The organism is Rhizobium sp. N324, from assembly GCF_001664485.1.
Classification (GTDB): domain Bacteria; phylum Pseudomonadota; class Alphaproteobacteria; order Rhizobiales; family Rhizobiaceae; genus Rhizobium.
Genome location: NZ_CP013630.1, coordinates 757343 through 771890 on the forward strand (window position 1 = coordinate 757343; position 14548 = coordinate 771890).

12 protein-coding genes are annotated in these 14548 nt (G+C 62.0%); 7 read left to right on the top strand and 5 right to left on the bottom strand.

Translation table 11 applies throughout. The features are described 5' to 3' along the window. Positions 1 to 104 precede the first annotated feature (104 nt). The 5 genes from AMK05_RS03695 to AMK05_RS03715 all read left to right on the top strand — a co-directional run bounded on the left by AMK05_RS03695 (position 105) and on the right by AMK05_RS03715 (position 5610). Entirely contained in the window at positions 105 to 1118 is a 1014-nt protein-coding gene (locus tag AMK05_RS03695; protein ID WP_064836622.1) for a carbohydrate ABC transporter permease, read from the top strand. A gap of 1 nt (position 1119) precedes the next feature. Continuing rightward, a complete protein-coding gene (locus AMK05_RS03700) occupies positions 1120 to 2283 on the top strand; it encodes a carbohydrate ABC transporter permease (RefSeq protein WP_064836624.1) in 1164 nt (387 codons plus the stop codon). A gap of 34 nt (positions 2284 to 2317) precedes the next feature. Then, positions 2318 to 3970 carry a beta-galactosidase BglA gene (bglA, locus tag AMK05_RS03705; protein WP_064836626.1) on the top strand — a complete coding sequence of 551 codons (1653 nt, stop codon included), beginning with the start codon at positions 2318 to 2320 and terminating at the stop codon, positions 3968 to 3970. A gap of 21 nt (positions 3971 to 3991) precedes the next feature. Next, entirely contained in the window at positions 3992 to 5080 is a 1089-nt protein-coding gene (locus AMK05_RS03710; protein WP_064836628.1) for an ABC transporter ATP-binding protein, read from the top strand. A gap of 176 nt (positions 5081 to 5256) precedes the next feature. Further along, positions 5257 to 5610 carry a hypothetical protein gene (locus AMK05_RS03715; RefSeq protein ID WP_003588490.1) on the top strand — a complete coding sequence of 118 codons (354 nt, stop codon included), beginning with the start codon at positions 5257 to 5259 and terminating at the stop codon, positions 5608 to 5610. A 78-nt stretch (positions 5611 to 5688) separates the two neighbouring features. On the opposite strand, the gene edd is transcribed toward AMK05_RS03715, so the two are convergent. The 5 genes from edd to AMK05_RS03740 form a co-directional block, all read right to left on the bottom strand. Next, complete coding sequence (edd, locus tag AMK05_RS03720; RefSeq protein WP_064836630.1) at positions 5689 to 7512, bottom strand: phosphogluconate dehydratase; 1824 nt, start codon at positions 7510 to 7512, stop codon at positions 5689 to 5691. A 77-nt stretch (positions 7513 to 7589) separates the two neighbouring features. Beyond that, positions 7590 to 8288, bottom strand: coding sequence for a 6-phosphogluconolactonase (pgl, locus tag AMK05_RS03725; RefSeq protein WP_064836632.1), 699 nt, complete (start codon positions 8286 to 8288; stop codon positions 7590 to 7592). A 10-nt stretch (positions 8289 to 8298) separates the two neighbouring features. After that, positions 8299 to 9774: a glucose-6-phosphate dehydrogenase gene (gene zwf / locus AMK05_RS03730; RefSeq protein WP_064836634.1), complete on the bottom strand. Its 1476-nt coding sequence runs from the start codon at positions 9772 to 9774 to the stop codon at positions 8299 to 8301. A gap of 134 nt (positions 9775 to 9908) precedes the next feature. Next, a complete protein-coding gene (locus tag AMK05_RS03735) occupies positions 9909 to 11207 on the bottom strand; it encodes an NAD(P)/FAD-dependent oxidoreductase (RefSeq protein WP_064836636.1) in 1299 nt (432 codons plus the stop codon). A 9-nt stretch (positions 11208 to 11216) separates the two neighbouring features. After that, on the bottom strand, positions 11217 to 12653 hold the full coding sequence (locus tag AMK05_RS03740; RefSeq protein WP_064836638.1) for a glutamine synthetase family protein: 1437 nt from the start codon (positions 12651 to 12653) through the stop codon (positions 11217 to 11219). A gap of 87 nt (positions 12654 to 12740) precedes the next feature. On the opposite strand from AMK05_RS03740, the gene AMK05_RS03745 reads away from it, so the two are divergent. Together AMK05_RS03745 and AMK05_RS35085 are read left to right on the top strand one after the other, a co-directional pair. Then, positions 12741 to 13961, top strand: a complete 1221-nt coding sequence (locus AMK05_RS03745; protein ID WP_064836640.1) for an NAD(P)/FAD-dependent oxidoreductase — start codon at positions 12741 to 12743, stop codon at positions 13959 to 13961. Between the two features lie 185 nt (positions 13962 to 14146). Beyond that, positions 14147 to 14290, top strand: coding sequence for a hypothetical protein (locus tag AMK05_RS35085; protein ID WP_171899745.1), 144 nt, complete (start codon positions 14147 to 14149; stop codon positions 14288 to 14290). The last annotated feature ends 258 nt before the right edge of the window (positions 14291 to 14548 follow it).

Genomic DNA, 14548 nt, shown 5'->3' on the forward strand with positions numbered 1-14548 from the left:
ATATGTTGTGATTGGGCAATACAGATAGATTGACGATGACCGGCGCTGACCCGTCAGAACAATACCGGTCGGACTAAGATCAGGGGAAGCAGGGGAGGGACGAAATGCTGTCGCAGATAGTGTCCGCTTTGGGCGTCGTGGTCGTCGCCGTTTTCGCATGCTCGGCCTATTTCTATTTTTCGAACAAGATCCTGGATCTCGCCTTGCCGGTGAAGGATGGCGACATCCGCGCCGCATCGCGCAATCTCAATCGCCGTGCGCTGATCCGGCCGTGGCTGTTCATCGGCCCGGCGCTCTTCCTGCTCGTCGTCTATCTGGTCTATCCGGTCGTTGCGACCTTCATCCTCTCCTTCCACGACCGCGCCGGCCAGCAATTCGTCGGCCTCGCCAATTACAAATGGGCGCTCGGCGACCGCGAATTCCGCCAGTCGATCTTCAACAACATCCTCTGGCTCGCCGTCGTGCCGGCCGCCTGCACCTTCTTCGGCCTCGTCATCGCAGTGATGACCGACCGCATCTGGTGGGGCAATATCGCCAAGAGCATCGTTTTCATGCCGATGGCGATCTCCTTCGTCGGCGCTTCGGTCATCTGGAAGTTCATCTATGAATATCGCGGCGGCAACGACGTCCAGATCGGCCTGCTGAACGCCATCGTCCAGACCTTCGGCGGCACGCCCGAGGTGTGGATCTCCGTTCCCTTCTGGAACAATTTCTTCCTGATGGTCATCCTGATCTGGATCCAGACCGGCTTTGCCATGGTCATCCTGTCGGCGGCTCTGCGCGGCATTCCCGAGGAGACGATCGAGGCCGCCGTCATCGATGGCGCCAATGGCTGGCAGATCTTCTGGCGCATCATGGTGCCGCAGGTCTGGGGCTCCATCGCGGTGGTCTGGACAACGATCACCATCCTCGTCCTCAAGGTCTTCGATATCGTGCTGACCATGACCAACGGCCAGTGGCAGACGATGGTGCTGGCCAACCTGATGTTCGACTGGATGTTCCGCGGCGGCGGCGATTCCGGCCGAAGCGCTGTAATCGCCATCATCATTATGCTCGCCGTCACGCCGATCATGGTCTGGAACGTGCGCCGCGCCAATCGCGAACTGAAGGGCCACTGAGATGACCGCTGCCGCAAGCTACTTCAAGATCGGCCCCGCCCGTCTTTTCGTTCACGCCGCCGTTCTCTTGATCGTCATTATCTGGCTGATCCCGACGCTCGGCATCTTCGTCAGCGCGCTGCGCGACAAGGATCAGATCGTCGTCTCCGGCTGGTGGACATCCTTCGTCGGCTCGACCCAGACCGTCGCCGTCCGCTTGGGCACGCCGGATCAGCAGCAGCAGGAAGGCGCTGCCTACGTCATTTCAGGCAATGTGCTTGAGGGACAGACCGGCCGCTCGGTCAAGGCCTTCGGCAACCGCGTGCAGCAGCCGGCGGCCTTCGAGGCCGGTACCACCGCCGATCTCGGCGACGGCGAAAGCCTGCTGATCAACAGCGACGGCAGCTACCGCTATATGAAGAACGCCGCCTTCTCGCCCGACGAACGACCACGGCGCATCTATGTCTCCGTCTCCGCGCCGCCGGAATTTTCGCTGCAGAACTACAATACGGTTCTGAGAGGCGAAGGCATCGGCCAATCCTTCATCAACTCCCTGACGGTGACGATCCCGGCGACGATCATTCCGATCCTGATCGCTGCTTTCGCCGCCTATGCGCTGAGCTGGATGGAGTTTCCCGGCCGTGCGCTGTTGATTGCACTGGTCGTCGGCCTCATCGTCGTGCCGCTGCAGATGTCGCTGATCCCGCTGCTGCGCCTCTATAACGAGATCGGCACGATGCTCGGCCAGCCATCCAAGACCTATCCCGGCATCTGGCTCGCTCACACAGCCTTCGGCATGCCGCTCGCCATCTATCTGCTGCGGGCCTATATCGCCGGCCTGCCGAAAGAGATCATCGAATCCGCCCGCGTCGACGGCGCCAGCGATTTCGAGATCTTCACCCGCATCGTATTGCCTCTGTCCTTCCCGGCACTCGCCTCCTTCGCCATCTTCCAGTTCCTGTGGGTGTGGAACGACCTGCTCGTCGCCATGGTCTTCCTCGGCACCGACAAGGACCACCTCGTACTCACTGGCAGCCTGAACGCGCTGCTCGGCTCGCGCGGCGGCAATTGGGAGATTTTGACGGCCTCGGCCTTCGTCACCATCATCGTGCCGCTGCTCGTCTTCTTCGGGCTGCAGCGTTATCTGGTGCGCGGCCTGCTGGCGGGTTCGGTCAAGGGAGGCTGACCATTTCCGAACGTGACTTCAGACAGGATATCCCATGAACGTGGCTCCCCAATCGATCTCGACCCCCGACAAGGACTGGTGGCGCGGCGCGGTGATCTATCAGATCTACCCGCGCTCCTACCAGGATTCCAACGGTGACGGCATCGGCGACCTCAAGGGCATCACCGCCCGCCTGCCGCATGTGGCAAGCCTCGGCGTCGATGCGATCTGGATATCGCCCTTCTTCACCTCGCCGATGCGCGATTTCGGTTACGACGTTTCCGACTACGAGAACGTCGATTCGATCTTCGGCACGCTGGTGGATTTCGACACGATGATATCAGAGGCCCATCGCCTCGGCATCCGGGTGATGATCGATCTCGTCATCTCCCACAGCTCGGATCAGCATCCGTGGTTCGTGCAGAGCCGTTCCAGCAAGACCAACGCCAAGGCCGACTGGTATGTCTGGGCCGACGCCAAGCCGGACGGCACGCCGCCGAACAACTGGCTGTCGATCTTCGGTGGCTCGGCATGGGCGTGGGATCCGACGCGCATGCAATATTACCTCCACAACTTCCTGACCTCGCAGCCGGATATGAACCTGCATAATCCGGAGGTGCAGGACCGTCTGCTCGACGTCGTGCGCTTCTGGCTCAATCGCGGCGTCGACGGCTTCCGCCTCGATACCATCAACTTCTATTTCCACGACCCGCTGTTGCGCGACAATCCGGCATTGGCGCCCGAGCGCCGCAACGCTTCGACGGCGCCGGCGGTCAATCCCTATAATTTCCAGGAGCATATCTACGACAAGAACCGGCCGGAGAACCTTGCCTTCTTGAAGCGCTTCCGCGCCGTTCTCGAGGAATTCCCCGCCATTGCCGCTGTCGGCGAAGTCGGCGATAGCCAGCGCGGCCTTGAAATCGTCGGGGAATATACCTCCGGCAATGATAAGATGCATATGTGCTACGCCTTCGAGTTCCTGGCGCCCGATTCGCTGACGGCCGAGCGCGTCGAGGAGGTGATGGAGGATTTCGAGGCCGCCGCACCCGATGGCTGGGCCTGCTGGGCTTTCTCCAATCACGACGTCGTTCGCCATGTCAGCCGCTGGGGCGGGCTGGTCGCCGATCACGACGCCTTCGCCAAGCTCTATGCCTCGCTGCTGCTGACGCTGCGCGGCTCCGTCTGCCTCTATCAGGGCGAGGAGCTGGCGCTGACCGAGGCCGATCTCGCCTATCAGGATCTGCAGGATCCCTACGGCATCCAGTTCTGGCCGGAATTCAAGGGCCGCGACGGCTGCCGCACGCCGATGGTCTGGGACAGCCAGGTCGCCCAGGGCGGCTTTTCCACGGTCAAACCCTGGCTGCCGGTGCCGGTCGAGCATATTCTGCGCGCCGTCAGCGTCCAGCAGGGCGACGAGGGCTCGGTGCTGGAGCACTATCGCCGCTTCATCGCCTTCCGCAAATTGCACCCGGCCTTTGCCAAGGGTGAGATTGAATTCGAGGAGCCGCAGGGCGACGCCCTGGTCTTCACCCGTGAATATGGCAATGAGCAGCTGCTATGCATCTTCAACATGAGCCCGACCGAAACCGGCGTCACTTTGCCTGCGGGAGAATGGCAGGCGTTGACGGGGCATGGCTTTATCAGCAACAACTATGGCGACAAGATCGATATTCCGGCCTGGGGGGCGTATTTCGCCCGTCTCGCTTAAGGATCAGCAGGGGAGAGAGACATGACTGGACTGACGCTGAAGGATATCCGCAAATCCTACGGTTCCGTGGACGTTCTCCACGGGATCGACCTCGATATCAAGCAAGGCGAATTCATCGTCTTCGTCGGTCCGTCCGGCTGCGGCAAGTCCACGCTTCTGCGCATGATCGCCGGTCTGGAGGCGATCACCGGCGGCGAGATGTATATCGACGGCCATCTCGTCAATGACGTGCCGCCTTCCAAGCGCGGCATCGCCATGGTCTTCCAGTCCTATGCGCTCTACCCGCACATGACCGTCTTCGACAATATGGCTTTCGGCATGAAGATCGCCGGCGAAAGCAAGCAGGAGATCGACCGCCGCGTCAAGGCGGCGGCCGAGAGCCTGCAGCTGACCAAATATCTCGACCGCCTGCCGAAGGCGCTTTCCGGCGGCCAGCGCCAGCGCGTGGCGATCGGCCGCGCCATCTGCCGCGATCCGAAGGTCTTCCTGTTCGACGAGCCGCTCTCCAACCTCGACGCCGCGCTGCGTGTCGCCACCCGCATCGAGATCGCCCGCCTGAACGAACAGATGGCCGATACGACGATGATCTACGTCACCCACGACCAGGTCGAGGCGATGACGCTCGCCGACCGCATCGTCGTTCTCTCCGCCGGCAATATCGAGCAGGTCGGCGCGCCGCTGGATCTCTATGAGCGTCCGGCCAACCTCTTCGTCGCCAAATTCATCGGCTCGCCGGCCATGAACATCATCCCGGCGACGGTCGCCGCAACCGGAAGCCAGACGACGGTGACGCTGACCGGCGGTATGTCGGTGACGCTCGATGTCGCGACCGGCGCCTCCGAAGCCGGCAAGCAGGCAAGCTTCGGCGTTCGTCCGGAAGACCTGAGGATCGCCGATGGCGCCGACTATCTTTTCGAGGGCGAGGTGTCGATCGTCGAAGCGCTCGGCGAAGTGACGCTGCTCTATATCGAAGGCCTGGTTCCGGGCGAGCCGATCGTCGTCAAGCTGCCCGGCATCTATGATGTGAAGAAGGGCCAGAAGATGCGATTTGCCGCCGACAGGCAGAAGCTGCATCTGTTTGATGCGACCGGCCATAGCTACCGGAAATGAGAGAGCCATTTTTGGGGTAATAATCCCGAGAATTATACTTGGCGCACCGGATTCTCACTTTCTGTTAAAGATCGGCTGCTACCTTTTCCCAGTCAATTTATGAGGGGGATAAGCACGTGGCCGCTTCCAATCCGTCACAGCCAAAATCTCATTTCCTGAGCAAGGAAGAATCCTTCATGTATGACCGCGAGCAGCGGTTCAAGATGGAGGACACGATGAATGCCGCCCGCATCGAATATACGGAAAAGGGCGTCATGCACGCGGCCTCGCGCCGCTGCGATATCGTCCGGATCTCGATGAGCAGCGCCACACTCGCGATCCTCACCCAGTTCAACCTGCCGAAGCAGTTCTATCTGGATATTCCGGATGCCCGCATCACCAAGGTCGGTTGCATCCTGATGAAGGTCAACGCCAACAATACGATCGAAGTCCGCTTCCTGCGCCTGCTGACGCAGAAGGAGCTGAACAAGATCTTCGTCTACAGCACCCATCCGGCGCATCGCGACTACGTGCTCGATATCCGCGCCTGACGGACTAAAGACTGGATAACAAAAACCCGCGGGTGCTTCGCACGCCCGCGGGTTTTTGTTTGTCTGAAGAGGCCACGCTCAGTGGTGGAAGAGCACGCTCGCACCCTGATCCGAAGCGCCGACAGCGCGGCGGAACGGTGCGAAGAGCTCGCGGCCCATGCCGAATTCATTGTCGGAGAGATCGACGGTCACCGGCTCGCGCTCGGCCATATCGGCCGCATCGACGAGCAGCTCGAGCGTGCCCTTGATCGCGTCCAGGCGAATGATGTCGCCGTCGCGGATGCGGGCGATCGGGCCGCCGTCGACCGCCTCAGGTGTCACGTGGATTGCCGCCGGCACCTTGCCCGAGGCGCCCGACATGCGCCCGTCGGTCAACAGCGCCACGCGGAAACCGCGGTCCTGCAGCACGCCGAGCGGCGGCGTCAGCTTGTGCAGTTCCGGCATGCCGTTGGCCTTCGGTCCCTGGAAGCGCACCACTGCGATGAAATCGCGGTTGAGCTTGCCTTCCTTGAAAGCGTCCTGCAGTTCCTGCTGGCTGTGGAAGATGATCGCCGGCGCCTCGATGATGTGACGCTCCGGCTTGACGGCCGAGATCTTGATCACCGCCTTGCCGAGATTGCCGCGCAGCATCTTCAACCCGCCATTGGCCTGGAACGGCGTTTCGATGCTGGAGAGAACCTTGGGATCATGGCTCTTCTCAGGCGACCGCTCGCGCAGGACGCCGCCGTTTTCGCCGAGCCGGGCATCGACCGTATAGGCTTCGAGGCCATGGCCAAAGACGGTGCGCACGTCGTCATGCACCAGGCCATGCTTCAGGAGTTCCTTGATGAGGAAGCCCATGCCGCCGGCCGCCTGGAAATGGTTCACGTCGGCAAGCCCGTTCGGATAGACGCGGGCAAGCAGCGGCACCACTTCCGAAAGCTCGGCAATGTCCTGCCAGGTGAGCTGGATGCCGGCTGCGCGCGCCATGGCGACGAGGTGCAGCGTGTGATTGGTCGAGCCGCCGGTCGCATGCAGGCCGACGACGCCGTTGACGACCGAGCGCTCGTCGATCATCTCGCCGGCTGGGGTGAATTCATTGCCGAGCGCGGTGATCGCCAGCGCCCGCTTGGCGGCTTCGCGCGTCAGAGCTTCGCGCAGCGGCGTGCCGGGATTGATGAAGGAGGAGCCGGGCAGGTGGAAGCCCATGATCTCCATCAGCATCTGGTTGGAATTGGCGGTGCCGTAAAAGGTGCAGGTGCCGGGGCCGTGATAGGATTTCGATTCCGCTTCCAGCAGCTCGGCGCGGCCGACCTTGCCCTCGGCAAAGAGCTGGCGCACGCGCGACTTCTCGTCGTTCGGCAGGCCCGTCGTCATCGGACCGGCCGGAACGAAAATCGACGGCAGGTGCCCGAAGGACAGCGCTGCAATGACGAGCCCCGGCACGATCTTGTCGCAGACGCCGAGGAAGAGGGCGGCATCGAACATGTTGTGCGACAGGCCGACGCCCGCCGACATGGCGATCAGGTCGCGCGAAAACAGCGAAAGCTCCATGCCCGGCTGGCCCTGGGTGACGCCGTCGCACATCGCTGGCACGCCGCCCGCCACCTGTGCCACGCCGCCGGCCTCTGCGGCCGCCTCACGGATGATCGCCGGATAGGTCTCGAACGGCTGGTGGGCCGAGAGCATGTCGTTATAGGCGGTGATGATGCCGAGATTGGGAATGCGGTCGCCGGCGAGCGCATCCTTATCGGCGGGGGAACAGACCGCAAAGCCATGGGCAAGGTTGGCGCAGCCGAGCACCGAGCGCTGGACGCCCTTGGATGCGGCGGCGCGCAGGCGCTCCAGATAGCGCTCCCGGGTTGGTTTCGAGCGTTCGACAATACGATCGGTGATCGCAGATATGCGTGCGTGAGCGGACATGGAAGATCCCTGCCTTGTTCGTTGTCTTGTCTGTTTCGGCGGCTCTGGCCTGATAGTCGATCCGGATTGACGGCCGATCAGGGAGCCCAGTAGATCTCGACCGGGGAAGTGGCCCGGCGCAGAACGGCGCGGATCGGCATGTCTGCCTCGTCACCGCTGCCTTCCGCCTTGGCGAGAACGTCTTTTTTGCCTTCGCCCTCGATATGGAGAACCAGGAGTGCGGCATCCTGAAGACTGGAGAAGGTGAAGGTCAGGCGCGGCTCGCCGGCCCCTTCCGCTTCCATGGTGATGATGCCGCGCGGCGTCGATGCATCGAGCGCCTTGGCAAGATTGCTGCCGCCGGGAAAGAACGAGGCGGTATGGCCGTCGCCGCCCATGCCGAGGATGACGACGTCGAAGGGAATGCCGATTTCGGCGCTCTTTTCAGTCGCAAGCCGCGCGGCCTCCTCGACGGAGGCGGCGGGCTGGTAAAGCGGCACGAAACGCGCCGCCTTCGCCTTGTTCTGCAAGAGATTGGCATCGACCAGCAGATGGTTCGAGCGCGGATTGTCGGCCGGCACGAAGCGTTCGTCGACCAGCGTGATCGTCACCTTGTCCCAGGCGATGCCGCGCGTCGACAGCGCCTGGAAGAAGGCCTTCGGCGTCGAGCCGCCGGAAACGGCGATGGACGCCGTTCCGCGGGCGGAGATCGCCGCCGAAAGCCTATCGGCGACTTTGTCGGCGAGGCTGCCGGCGAGATCAGCGGGGCTGGCGAAGGAATGCAGGGTCGATGCCATCGGTTCCGTCCTAGATATCGTCATGCCAGGTGCGGCCGTCACGCTCGATCAGCGCGATGGCCTGGCTCGGGCCCCAGGTGCCGGCCGTATAGCCCTGCACCTGCTGACCGGTGGTTTCCCAACCCTTGAGGATCGGGTCGACCCATTTCCATGCGGCTTCGACTTCGTCGCGGCGCATGAACAATGTCTGGTTGGAGCGGATCACGTCCATCAGCAGACGCTCATAGGCGTCGGGATTGCGGACATTAAAGGCCTGAGCGAAGCTCATGTCGAGCGAGACGTTGCGCAGGCGCATGCCGCCGGGGCCCGGATCCTTGATCATCAGCGACTGCTTGACGCCCTCATCCGGCTGCAGCCGGATGATCAGCTGGTTGGCGACGATCCGCCCGGCCGCCTGGTCGAAGATCGCATGCGGGATCGGCTTGAAAGTGATGACGATCTCGGACATGCGTCCGGTCAGGCGCTTGCCGGTTCTGATATAGAAGGGAACGCCGGCCCAGCGCCAGTTGTTGATCTCGGCCTTGATGGCGACGAAGGTCTCGGTGTTGGAGACGCCGCCTTCGAGCTCTTCGAGATAGCCCTTGACCGGGCCGCTGCCCGAGGCGCCGGCGCGGTACTGGCCGCGGACCGTCGCCTGCTCGACATTGGAGGCGTTGAGCGGCTTCAGCGCCCGCAGCACCTTCAGCTTCTCGTCGCGAACGGCTTCCGAATCCATCGACGAGGGCACTTCCATCGCCGTCAGGCAGAGCAACTGCAGGATGTGGTTCTGCACCATGTCGCGCAGCGCGCCGGCCGTATCGTAGTAGCCGGCCCGGCCCTCGAGGCCGACCGCTTCAGCCACGGTGATCTGCACGTGATCGATGTAGTTGGCGTTCCACAGCGGCTCGTAGAGCGCATTGGCGAAGCGCAGCGCCATCAGGTTCTGCACCGTCTCCTTGCCGAGATAGTGATCGATGCGGAAGATCTGTTCTTCCTTGAAGGCGCGGCCGATCGTGTCGTTGAGCTGCAATGCCGAAGCGAGATCGCGGCCGATCGGCTTCTCGACGACGATGCGGGTCGACTTGGTGATCAGCTTGTGGTCGTGGATCTTCTGCGAAATGTCGCCGAAGATGCCGGGCGCGACGGCGAGGTAGAAGGCGCGCACGCGCTCCTTGCCCTCGTCGAGCAGCTTCTTCAGCTGATCCCAGCCGGTGTCCGTGCGGGCGTCGACCGAGACATAGTAGAGACGGGCGCAGAACTTCTCCACTTCGGCTTCGTCATATTCGCCCTTCTTCAGATGCTCCTTCAACGCGTCCTTGGCGAATTTGCGATATTCCTCATGGGAAAGCGGGCTGCGCGAAGCGCCGATCACCCGGGTCGGTTCGGAGAACTGGCCTTCGATCTGGCGGTGGTAAAGCGCCGGCAGAAGCTTGCGTTCGGCAAGGTCGCCGCTGCCGCCGAAGACGACGTAATCAAAAGGCTCAACGGGAATGATCTGGCTGCTCATGAGCTTGTCTCTCAATCATGCTGGTTGGCGGCCCTTTTAATCTAATCGATTTAAAAAAGCCAGTGTGCAGTGCAATGAATCTGTCAGGCACCGGTTTTAGTGCGAATTTCCGGAAGAGGAAATCCGCAATCGGACTAAAACTTGTCGCGAAGCGCAAACCACGACAACGCGAGAAAAAGCAGCGGCGCCCGCATGCTGGCGCCGCCGGGAAAGGCGGGAATATCCAGCGATTTGAACAGGTCGAGATCGCCGGATTTCCCAAGCACCGTTTCCGCATAGAGCTTGCCACAGTAGTTTGACAGCATGACGCCATGGCCGGAATAACCGCCGATCGAGATGACACCCGGCATGACCTCGCGCACGAAAGGCTGGCGCGGCATGGTGATGCCGACGCTGCCGCCCCAGGCATGGGTGATCTCGATATCCTTGAGGGCCGGATAGATCTCGGCGATCTGCCGGCGGATGTGCTCAGAAATGTCCTTCGGATTGTCCGACGTATAGGCCTCGCGCCCGCCGAACAACAGCCGGCCGTCGCCGAATTTGCGGAAGTAGCGCACGACGAAGCGCGAATCGGCCACAGCCTCGCCGCCTGGCAGCACCTCGGGATGCCGGTCGAGCGGAGCGGTGGCGCCGATGAAGGAGCGGATCGGCATGACATGGCTTGCCGTCACCGGTTCGAGGCCGTTGATATGGCCGTCGCAGGCAATCAGCGCGCGGTTGGCGGTGATCGTTCCCCTGTCCGTTTCGATCGCCACCTTGCCGCCGGCCTGACGGATCGCCGTTGCCTTGGTCATCTCGAAGATCGCAGCACCGGCATTGGCTGCGACCCGCGCCAGGCCGATCAGCAGCTTCAGCGGATGGATATGGCCGGTGCCGACATCGCGCACGCCGCAATAAAAACGCTTCGAGCCGAGCCGCTCCTGCGTTTCCTTCTCGTCCATGAAGCTGATGTGCGGATAGCCGTAGCGCCGCGCGGCGATTTCGGCGTTCTCACGAAAGTCGCGTTCATAGCTCGCCTTGTGCGCGACATTGAGCTGGCCGGGCGCATAGTCGATCTCGATCTGGTGCTCGCGGGCGAAATCGATGAGATGGCGCTTGGCCGCTTCGGCAAGATCGAATAGCGCCTTCGAACGCTGATAGCCGATCTTCTCCTCGAGCTCTTCCGGCCACCATCGCTGGCCGGTGCCGAGCTGGCCGCCATTGCGGCCGGACGCCCCGTCGCCGAAACGGCAGGCCTCGATCAGCACCACCGAGACGCCGGATTTGGCCAGATTATAGGCGGCCTGCAGGCCGGTATAGCCGCCGCCGATGATGGCGACGTCTGCTGTCCTCGAACCGTCGAGGGCGGCATAGCTCGGCCGCTCCCCGACGGTTGCCTGATACCAGGATAGGCCCGGCGAGATCGGGCTCTGCCACGTCTCCTGCGATGCCATGACGCTCCCTCACACGTTGAGCAGAAGGAATTCCCGCTCCCAGGGGCTGATCACCTGCATGAAGGTCTCGAACTCGCCGCGCTTGACGCCGGCATAGAGGCCGATGAACTGCGAGCCGAAAATCTCCTCGAAGGCCGGCTCGTCCTCGAGCAGCGCCACGGCTTCCAGCAAGCCGCGCGGCAGGTCGATCGAGCCTTCATTGGCCGAATCTTCAGTCGGCGCCGTCGGCTCGATCTCTTTCATGATGCCGAGCAGGCCGGCGGCGAGCGAGGCTGCAAGCGCGAGATAAGGATTGGCATCCGAGCTCGGCAGCCGGTTTTCGACGCGGCGTGCCTGCGGATCGGAAACCGGAACGCGGAAGGCGGTCGTGCGGTTGTCGTAGCCCCAGGCATTGTTGACCGGGCAGGACATGTCTGGCTGCAAGCGCCGGTAGGAATTCACATAGGGCGCCAGCATCGCCATGGCGCTCGGCACGAATTTCTGCATGCCGCCGATGAAATGGAAGAATTCCTTCGAGGCCGATCCGTCCGCATTGGAGAAGACGTTCTTGCCCGTCTCGATATTGACCACCGATTGATGGATATGCATCGCCGACCCCGGCTGGGCCTGCATCGGCTTGGCCATGAAAGTCGCATAAATATCGTGTTTCAGCGCCGCCTCGCGGATCGTGCGCTTGAACAGGAACACCTGGTCGGCAAGCTCGATCGGATTGCCGTGGCGCAGGTTGATCTCCAGCTGCGCCGGGCCCTCTTCATGGATCAGCGTATCGATCTCGAGACCCTGCTTCTCGGAGAAATGGTAGATGTCGTCGATCAACTCGTCGAATTCGTTGATCCCGGCGATCGAATAGCCCTGGCCGCCGAGGATCGAGCGGCCGGACCGGCCCTTGGGCGGATGCAGCGGATAGTCGGGGTCGTCATTCTTGGCGACCAGGTAGAATTCGATTTCCGGCGCCACGATCGGCTTCCAGCCGCGGTCGTGATAGAGGCTCATGATGCGTTTCAGCACGTTGCGCGGCGTATAGGGCACTTCGCCGCCGTCGGAATCGACGATGTCGCAGATCACCTGCGCCGTCGGATCGGTCTCCCAGGGTACGACCGACAGCGTCGAAAGATCCGGCATCAGCTTCAGATCGCTGTCGCGCGGCTCGTAGCGGAAGCTCTCCGTCTCCTCCGGGTACTCACCCGAAATCGTGTGCCGGTAGATCGCCGACGGCAGCGCCAGCGAGGTGTTCGAGGTGAATTTCGAGCTCGGCATCATCTTGCCGCGCGGAACGCCGGCAAGGTCCGGCGTGATGCATTCGATGTCTTCGATGCCCCTGTCCCTCAGCCACCGCGCCGCTTCCTTCCAGTTCGCAACGCCGCGCAGAGACCCGGGATCCGGGGGAGTCTGCTTCGAGGCGGGTACGTTTCTGGCAGGCTTCAGCGTCGTCTTTTTTGGGGACATGACACACCGGTTTGGTTGATCGTGGCGCCATCATAACCAGACTTTGCCAATTGGCGAGGGGTCGAGAACGTTGACTTTCGCCCTTTGATGGAAAAAGAAGACGCTGTTTTGATCGGGGAAACGGGTTTGCAGCGCAAAAGCGACGTCATCGTCATCGGCGCCGGGGCGGCGGGCATGATGGCGGCCATCCGGGCAGGAAAACGCGGCCGCTCGGTCGTGGTCCTCGACCATGCAAGGGCGCCCGGCGAGAAGATCCGCATCTCCGGTGGCGGCCGCTGCAATTTTACCAATATCCATGCCGGGCCGAAGAATTTCCTCTCGGCAAACCCGCATTTCTGCAAGTCGGCGCTGGCCCGATTCACGCCGGCCGATTTCATCGCCATGGTCGACCGTCACGGCATTGCCTGGCATGAAAAGACGCTCGGCCAGCTTTTCTGCGACGATAGCGCCAAAGACGTCATCCGCATGCTGCTGACTGAGATGCGCAGCGCCGACGCGCAACTGCATCTCGGCACCGAGATATCAGGCGTCGAAAGGGTGGAGGCGGGTTTTCGCGTCTCGACCGCTGAAGCCGCCTATGAAGCTTCGTCGCTGATCGTCGCCACCGGCGGCAAGTCGATCCCGAAGATGGGCGCCACCGGCTTTGCCTATCGCCTCGCCGAGCAGTTCGGTCTGCCCGTGCTCGAAACCCGCCCCGGCCTGGTGCCGCTGACCCTCGATCCCGGCCTGCTCGAGGCCATCGCCCCGCTCGCCGGCATTTCCGCCCCGGCCGAAATCCGCCATGGCAGGACCGCCTTCCGCGAAGCGCTGCTGTTTACCCATCGGGGCCTCAGCGGACCCGCCGTCCTGCAAATCTCCTCCTACTGGCGCGAGGGCGACGAGATCGTCGTTGCGATCGAACCCGATATCGACATTGGAGGACATCTGAAGACGGCAAAGCAGGTGAATGGCCGCCAGTCGGCGCAGACCGCACTCGGCGACATCCTGCCGAAGCGGCTGGCCCAGTTTCTCGTCGAGCGCGAAAAAATCTCCGGCAACATGGCCGACCTGCCTGATAAGGCGCTGCTGCGCCTTGCGGCCGGCGCCCAGAACTTTGCGGTCAAACCGTCCGGCTCGGAAGGCTACCGCACGGCAGAAGTGACGCTCGGCGGTATCGATACGGCAGCGCTCGATTCCCGCAGCATGGAGGCCAAGGCCGTGCCCGGGCTTTATTTCATCGGCGAATGTATCGACGTTACCGGCTGGCTCGGCGGCTATAATTTCCAATGGGCCTGGGCCTCCGGATTTGCTGCCGGCGAATGCGCCTGAGGTTTGTGTTTTCTGCATGTCTCCCGGGGGCGCTGCACTCTATATTAGTAATACCGATTCAAGACTTCTTAAGAGAGGTGCGCCATCCTGTCTCAATTGGCGGTCTGCAAGGCAATTCCTAAATAAGCTTTACCGGCAAGCCGTTTTGTTGGATTGTTGTGTCAGACAGAAGTGAGGTTTCGAGCATGACCAGAAACGCACGACGCGCCCGCGCCATCGCAATCGCCCAGGCCAAGCCTGATGCCCGCATGGTCGCCCTGCGCTATCTGATGCTTGCGGCCGGCGCCACCGCCGCCAGCCTGGCGCTGCTCACCTCGCACTTCATCTGATCCTGTCTTCAGGCCTGCAACGAATGTTTGCGCGCGTGTCTGCCGCCCTGCGGCGTAACAGTCCACAAAATTGCAACTATTTCACCGCCTTGGCTTAATCCGCCGCAACCGCTTATCCGAAAATTAATATCTAATCTGACACAATTGCCCGCGATTATTTGGGCGTCTCCAAGTTGTTTGGACATGAACTGGCAATGACTGCCGCCTGGCTTCCGGGTTCCCCAATGTAAATTAAAGAACAGCTCGATGTGTACCCGG

What these genes read in the sequence shown, in the direction of transcription:
- AMK05_RS35085 (WP_171899745.1), top strand. Translation starts at nt 14,147, where the DNA reads ATGACCAGAAACGCACGACGCGCCCGCGCCATCGCAATCGCCCAGGCC.
- pgl (WP_064836632.1), bottom strand. Translation starts at nt 8,288, where the DNA reads ATGGCATCGACCCTGCATTCCTTCGCCAGCCCCGCTGATCTCGCCGGC.
- AMK05_RS03695 (WP_064836622.1), top strand. Translation starts at nt 105, where the DNA reads ATGCTGTCGCAGATAGTGTCCGCTTTGGGCGTCGTGGTCGTCGCCGTT.
- AMK05_RS03715 (WP_003588490.1), top strand. Translation starts at nt 5,257, where the DNA reads ATGTATGACCGCGAGCAGCGGTTCAAGATGGAGGACACGATGAATGCC.
- bglA (WP_064836626.1), top strand. Translation starts at nt 2,318, where the DNA reads ATGAACGTGGCTCCCCAATCGATCTCGACCCCCGACAAGGACTGGTGG.
- AMK05_RS03740 (WP_064836638.1), bottom strand. Translation starts at nt 12,653, where the DNA reads ATGTCCCCAAAAAAGACGACGCTGAAGCCTGCCAGAAACGTACCCGCC.
- AMK05_RS03710 (WP_064836628.1), top strand. Translation starts at nt 3,992, where the DNA reads ATGACTGGACTGACGCTGAAGGATATCCGCAAATCCTACGGTTCCGTG.
- AMK05_RS03745 (WP_064836640.1), top strand. Translation starts at nt 12,741, where the DNA reads ATGGAAAAAGAAGACGCTGTTTTGATCGGGGAAACGGGTTTGCAGCGC.
- zwf (WP_064836634.1), bottom strand. Translation starts at nt 9,774, where the DNA reads ATGAGCAGCCAGATCATTCCCGTTGAGCCTTTTGATTACGTCGTCTTC.
- AMK05_RS03700 (WP_064836624.1), top strand. Translation starts at nt 1,120, where the DNA reads ATGACCGCTGCCGCAAGCTACTTCAAGATCGGCCCCGCCCGTCTTTTC.
- AMK05_RS03735 (WP_064836636.1), bottom strand. Translation starts at nt 11,207, where the DNA reads ATGGCATCGCAGGAGACGTGGCAGAGCCCGATCTCGCCGGGCCTATCC.
- edd (WP_064836630.1), bottom strand. Translation starts at nt 7,512, where the DNA reads ATGTCCGCTCACGCACGCATATCTGCGATCACCGATCGTATTGTCGAA.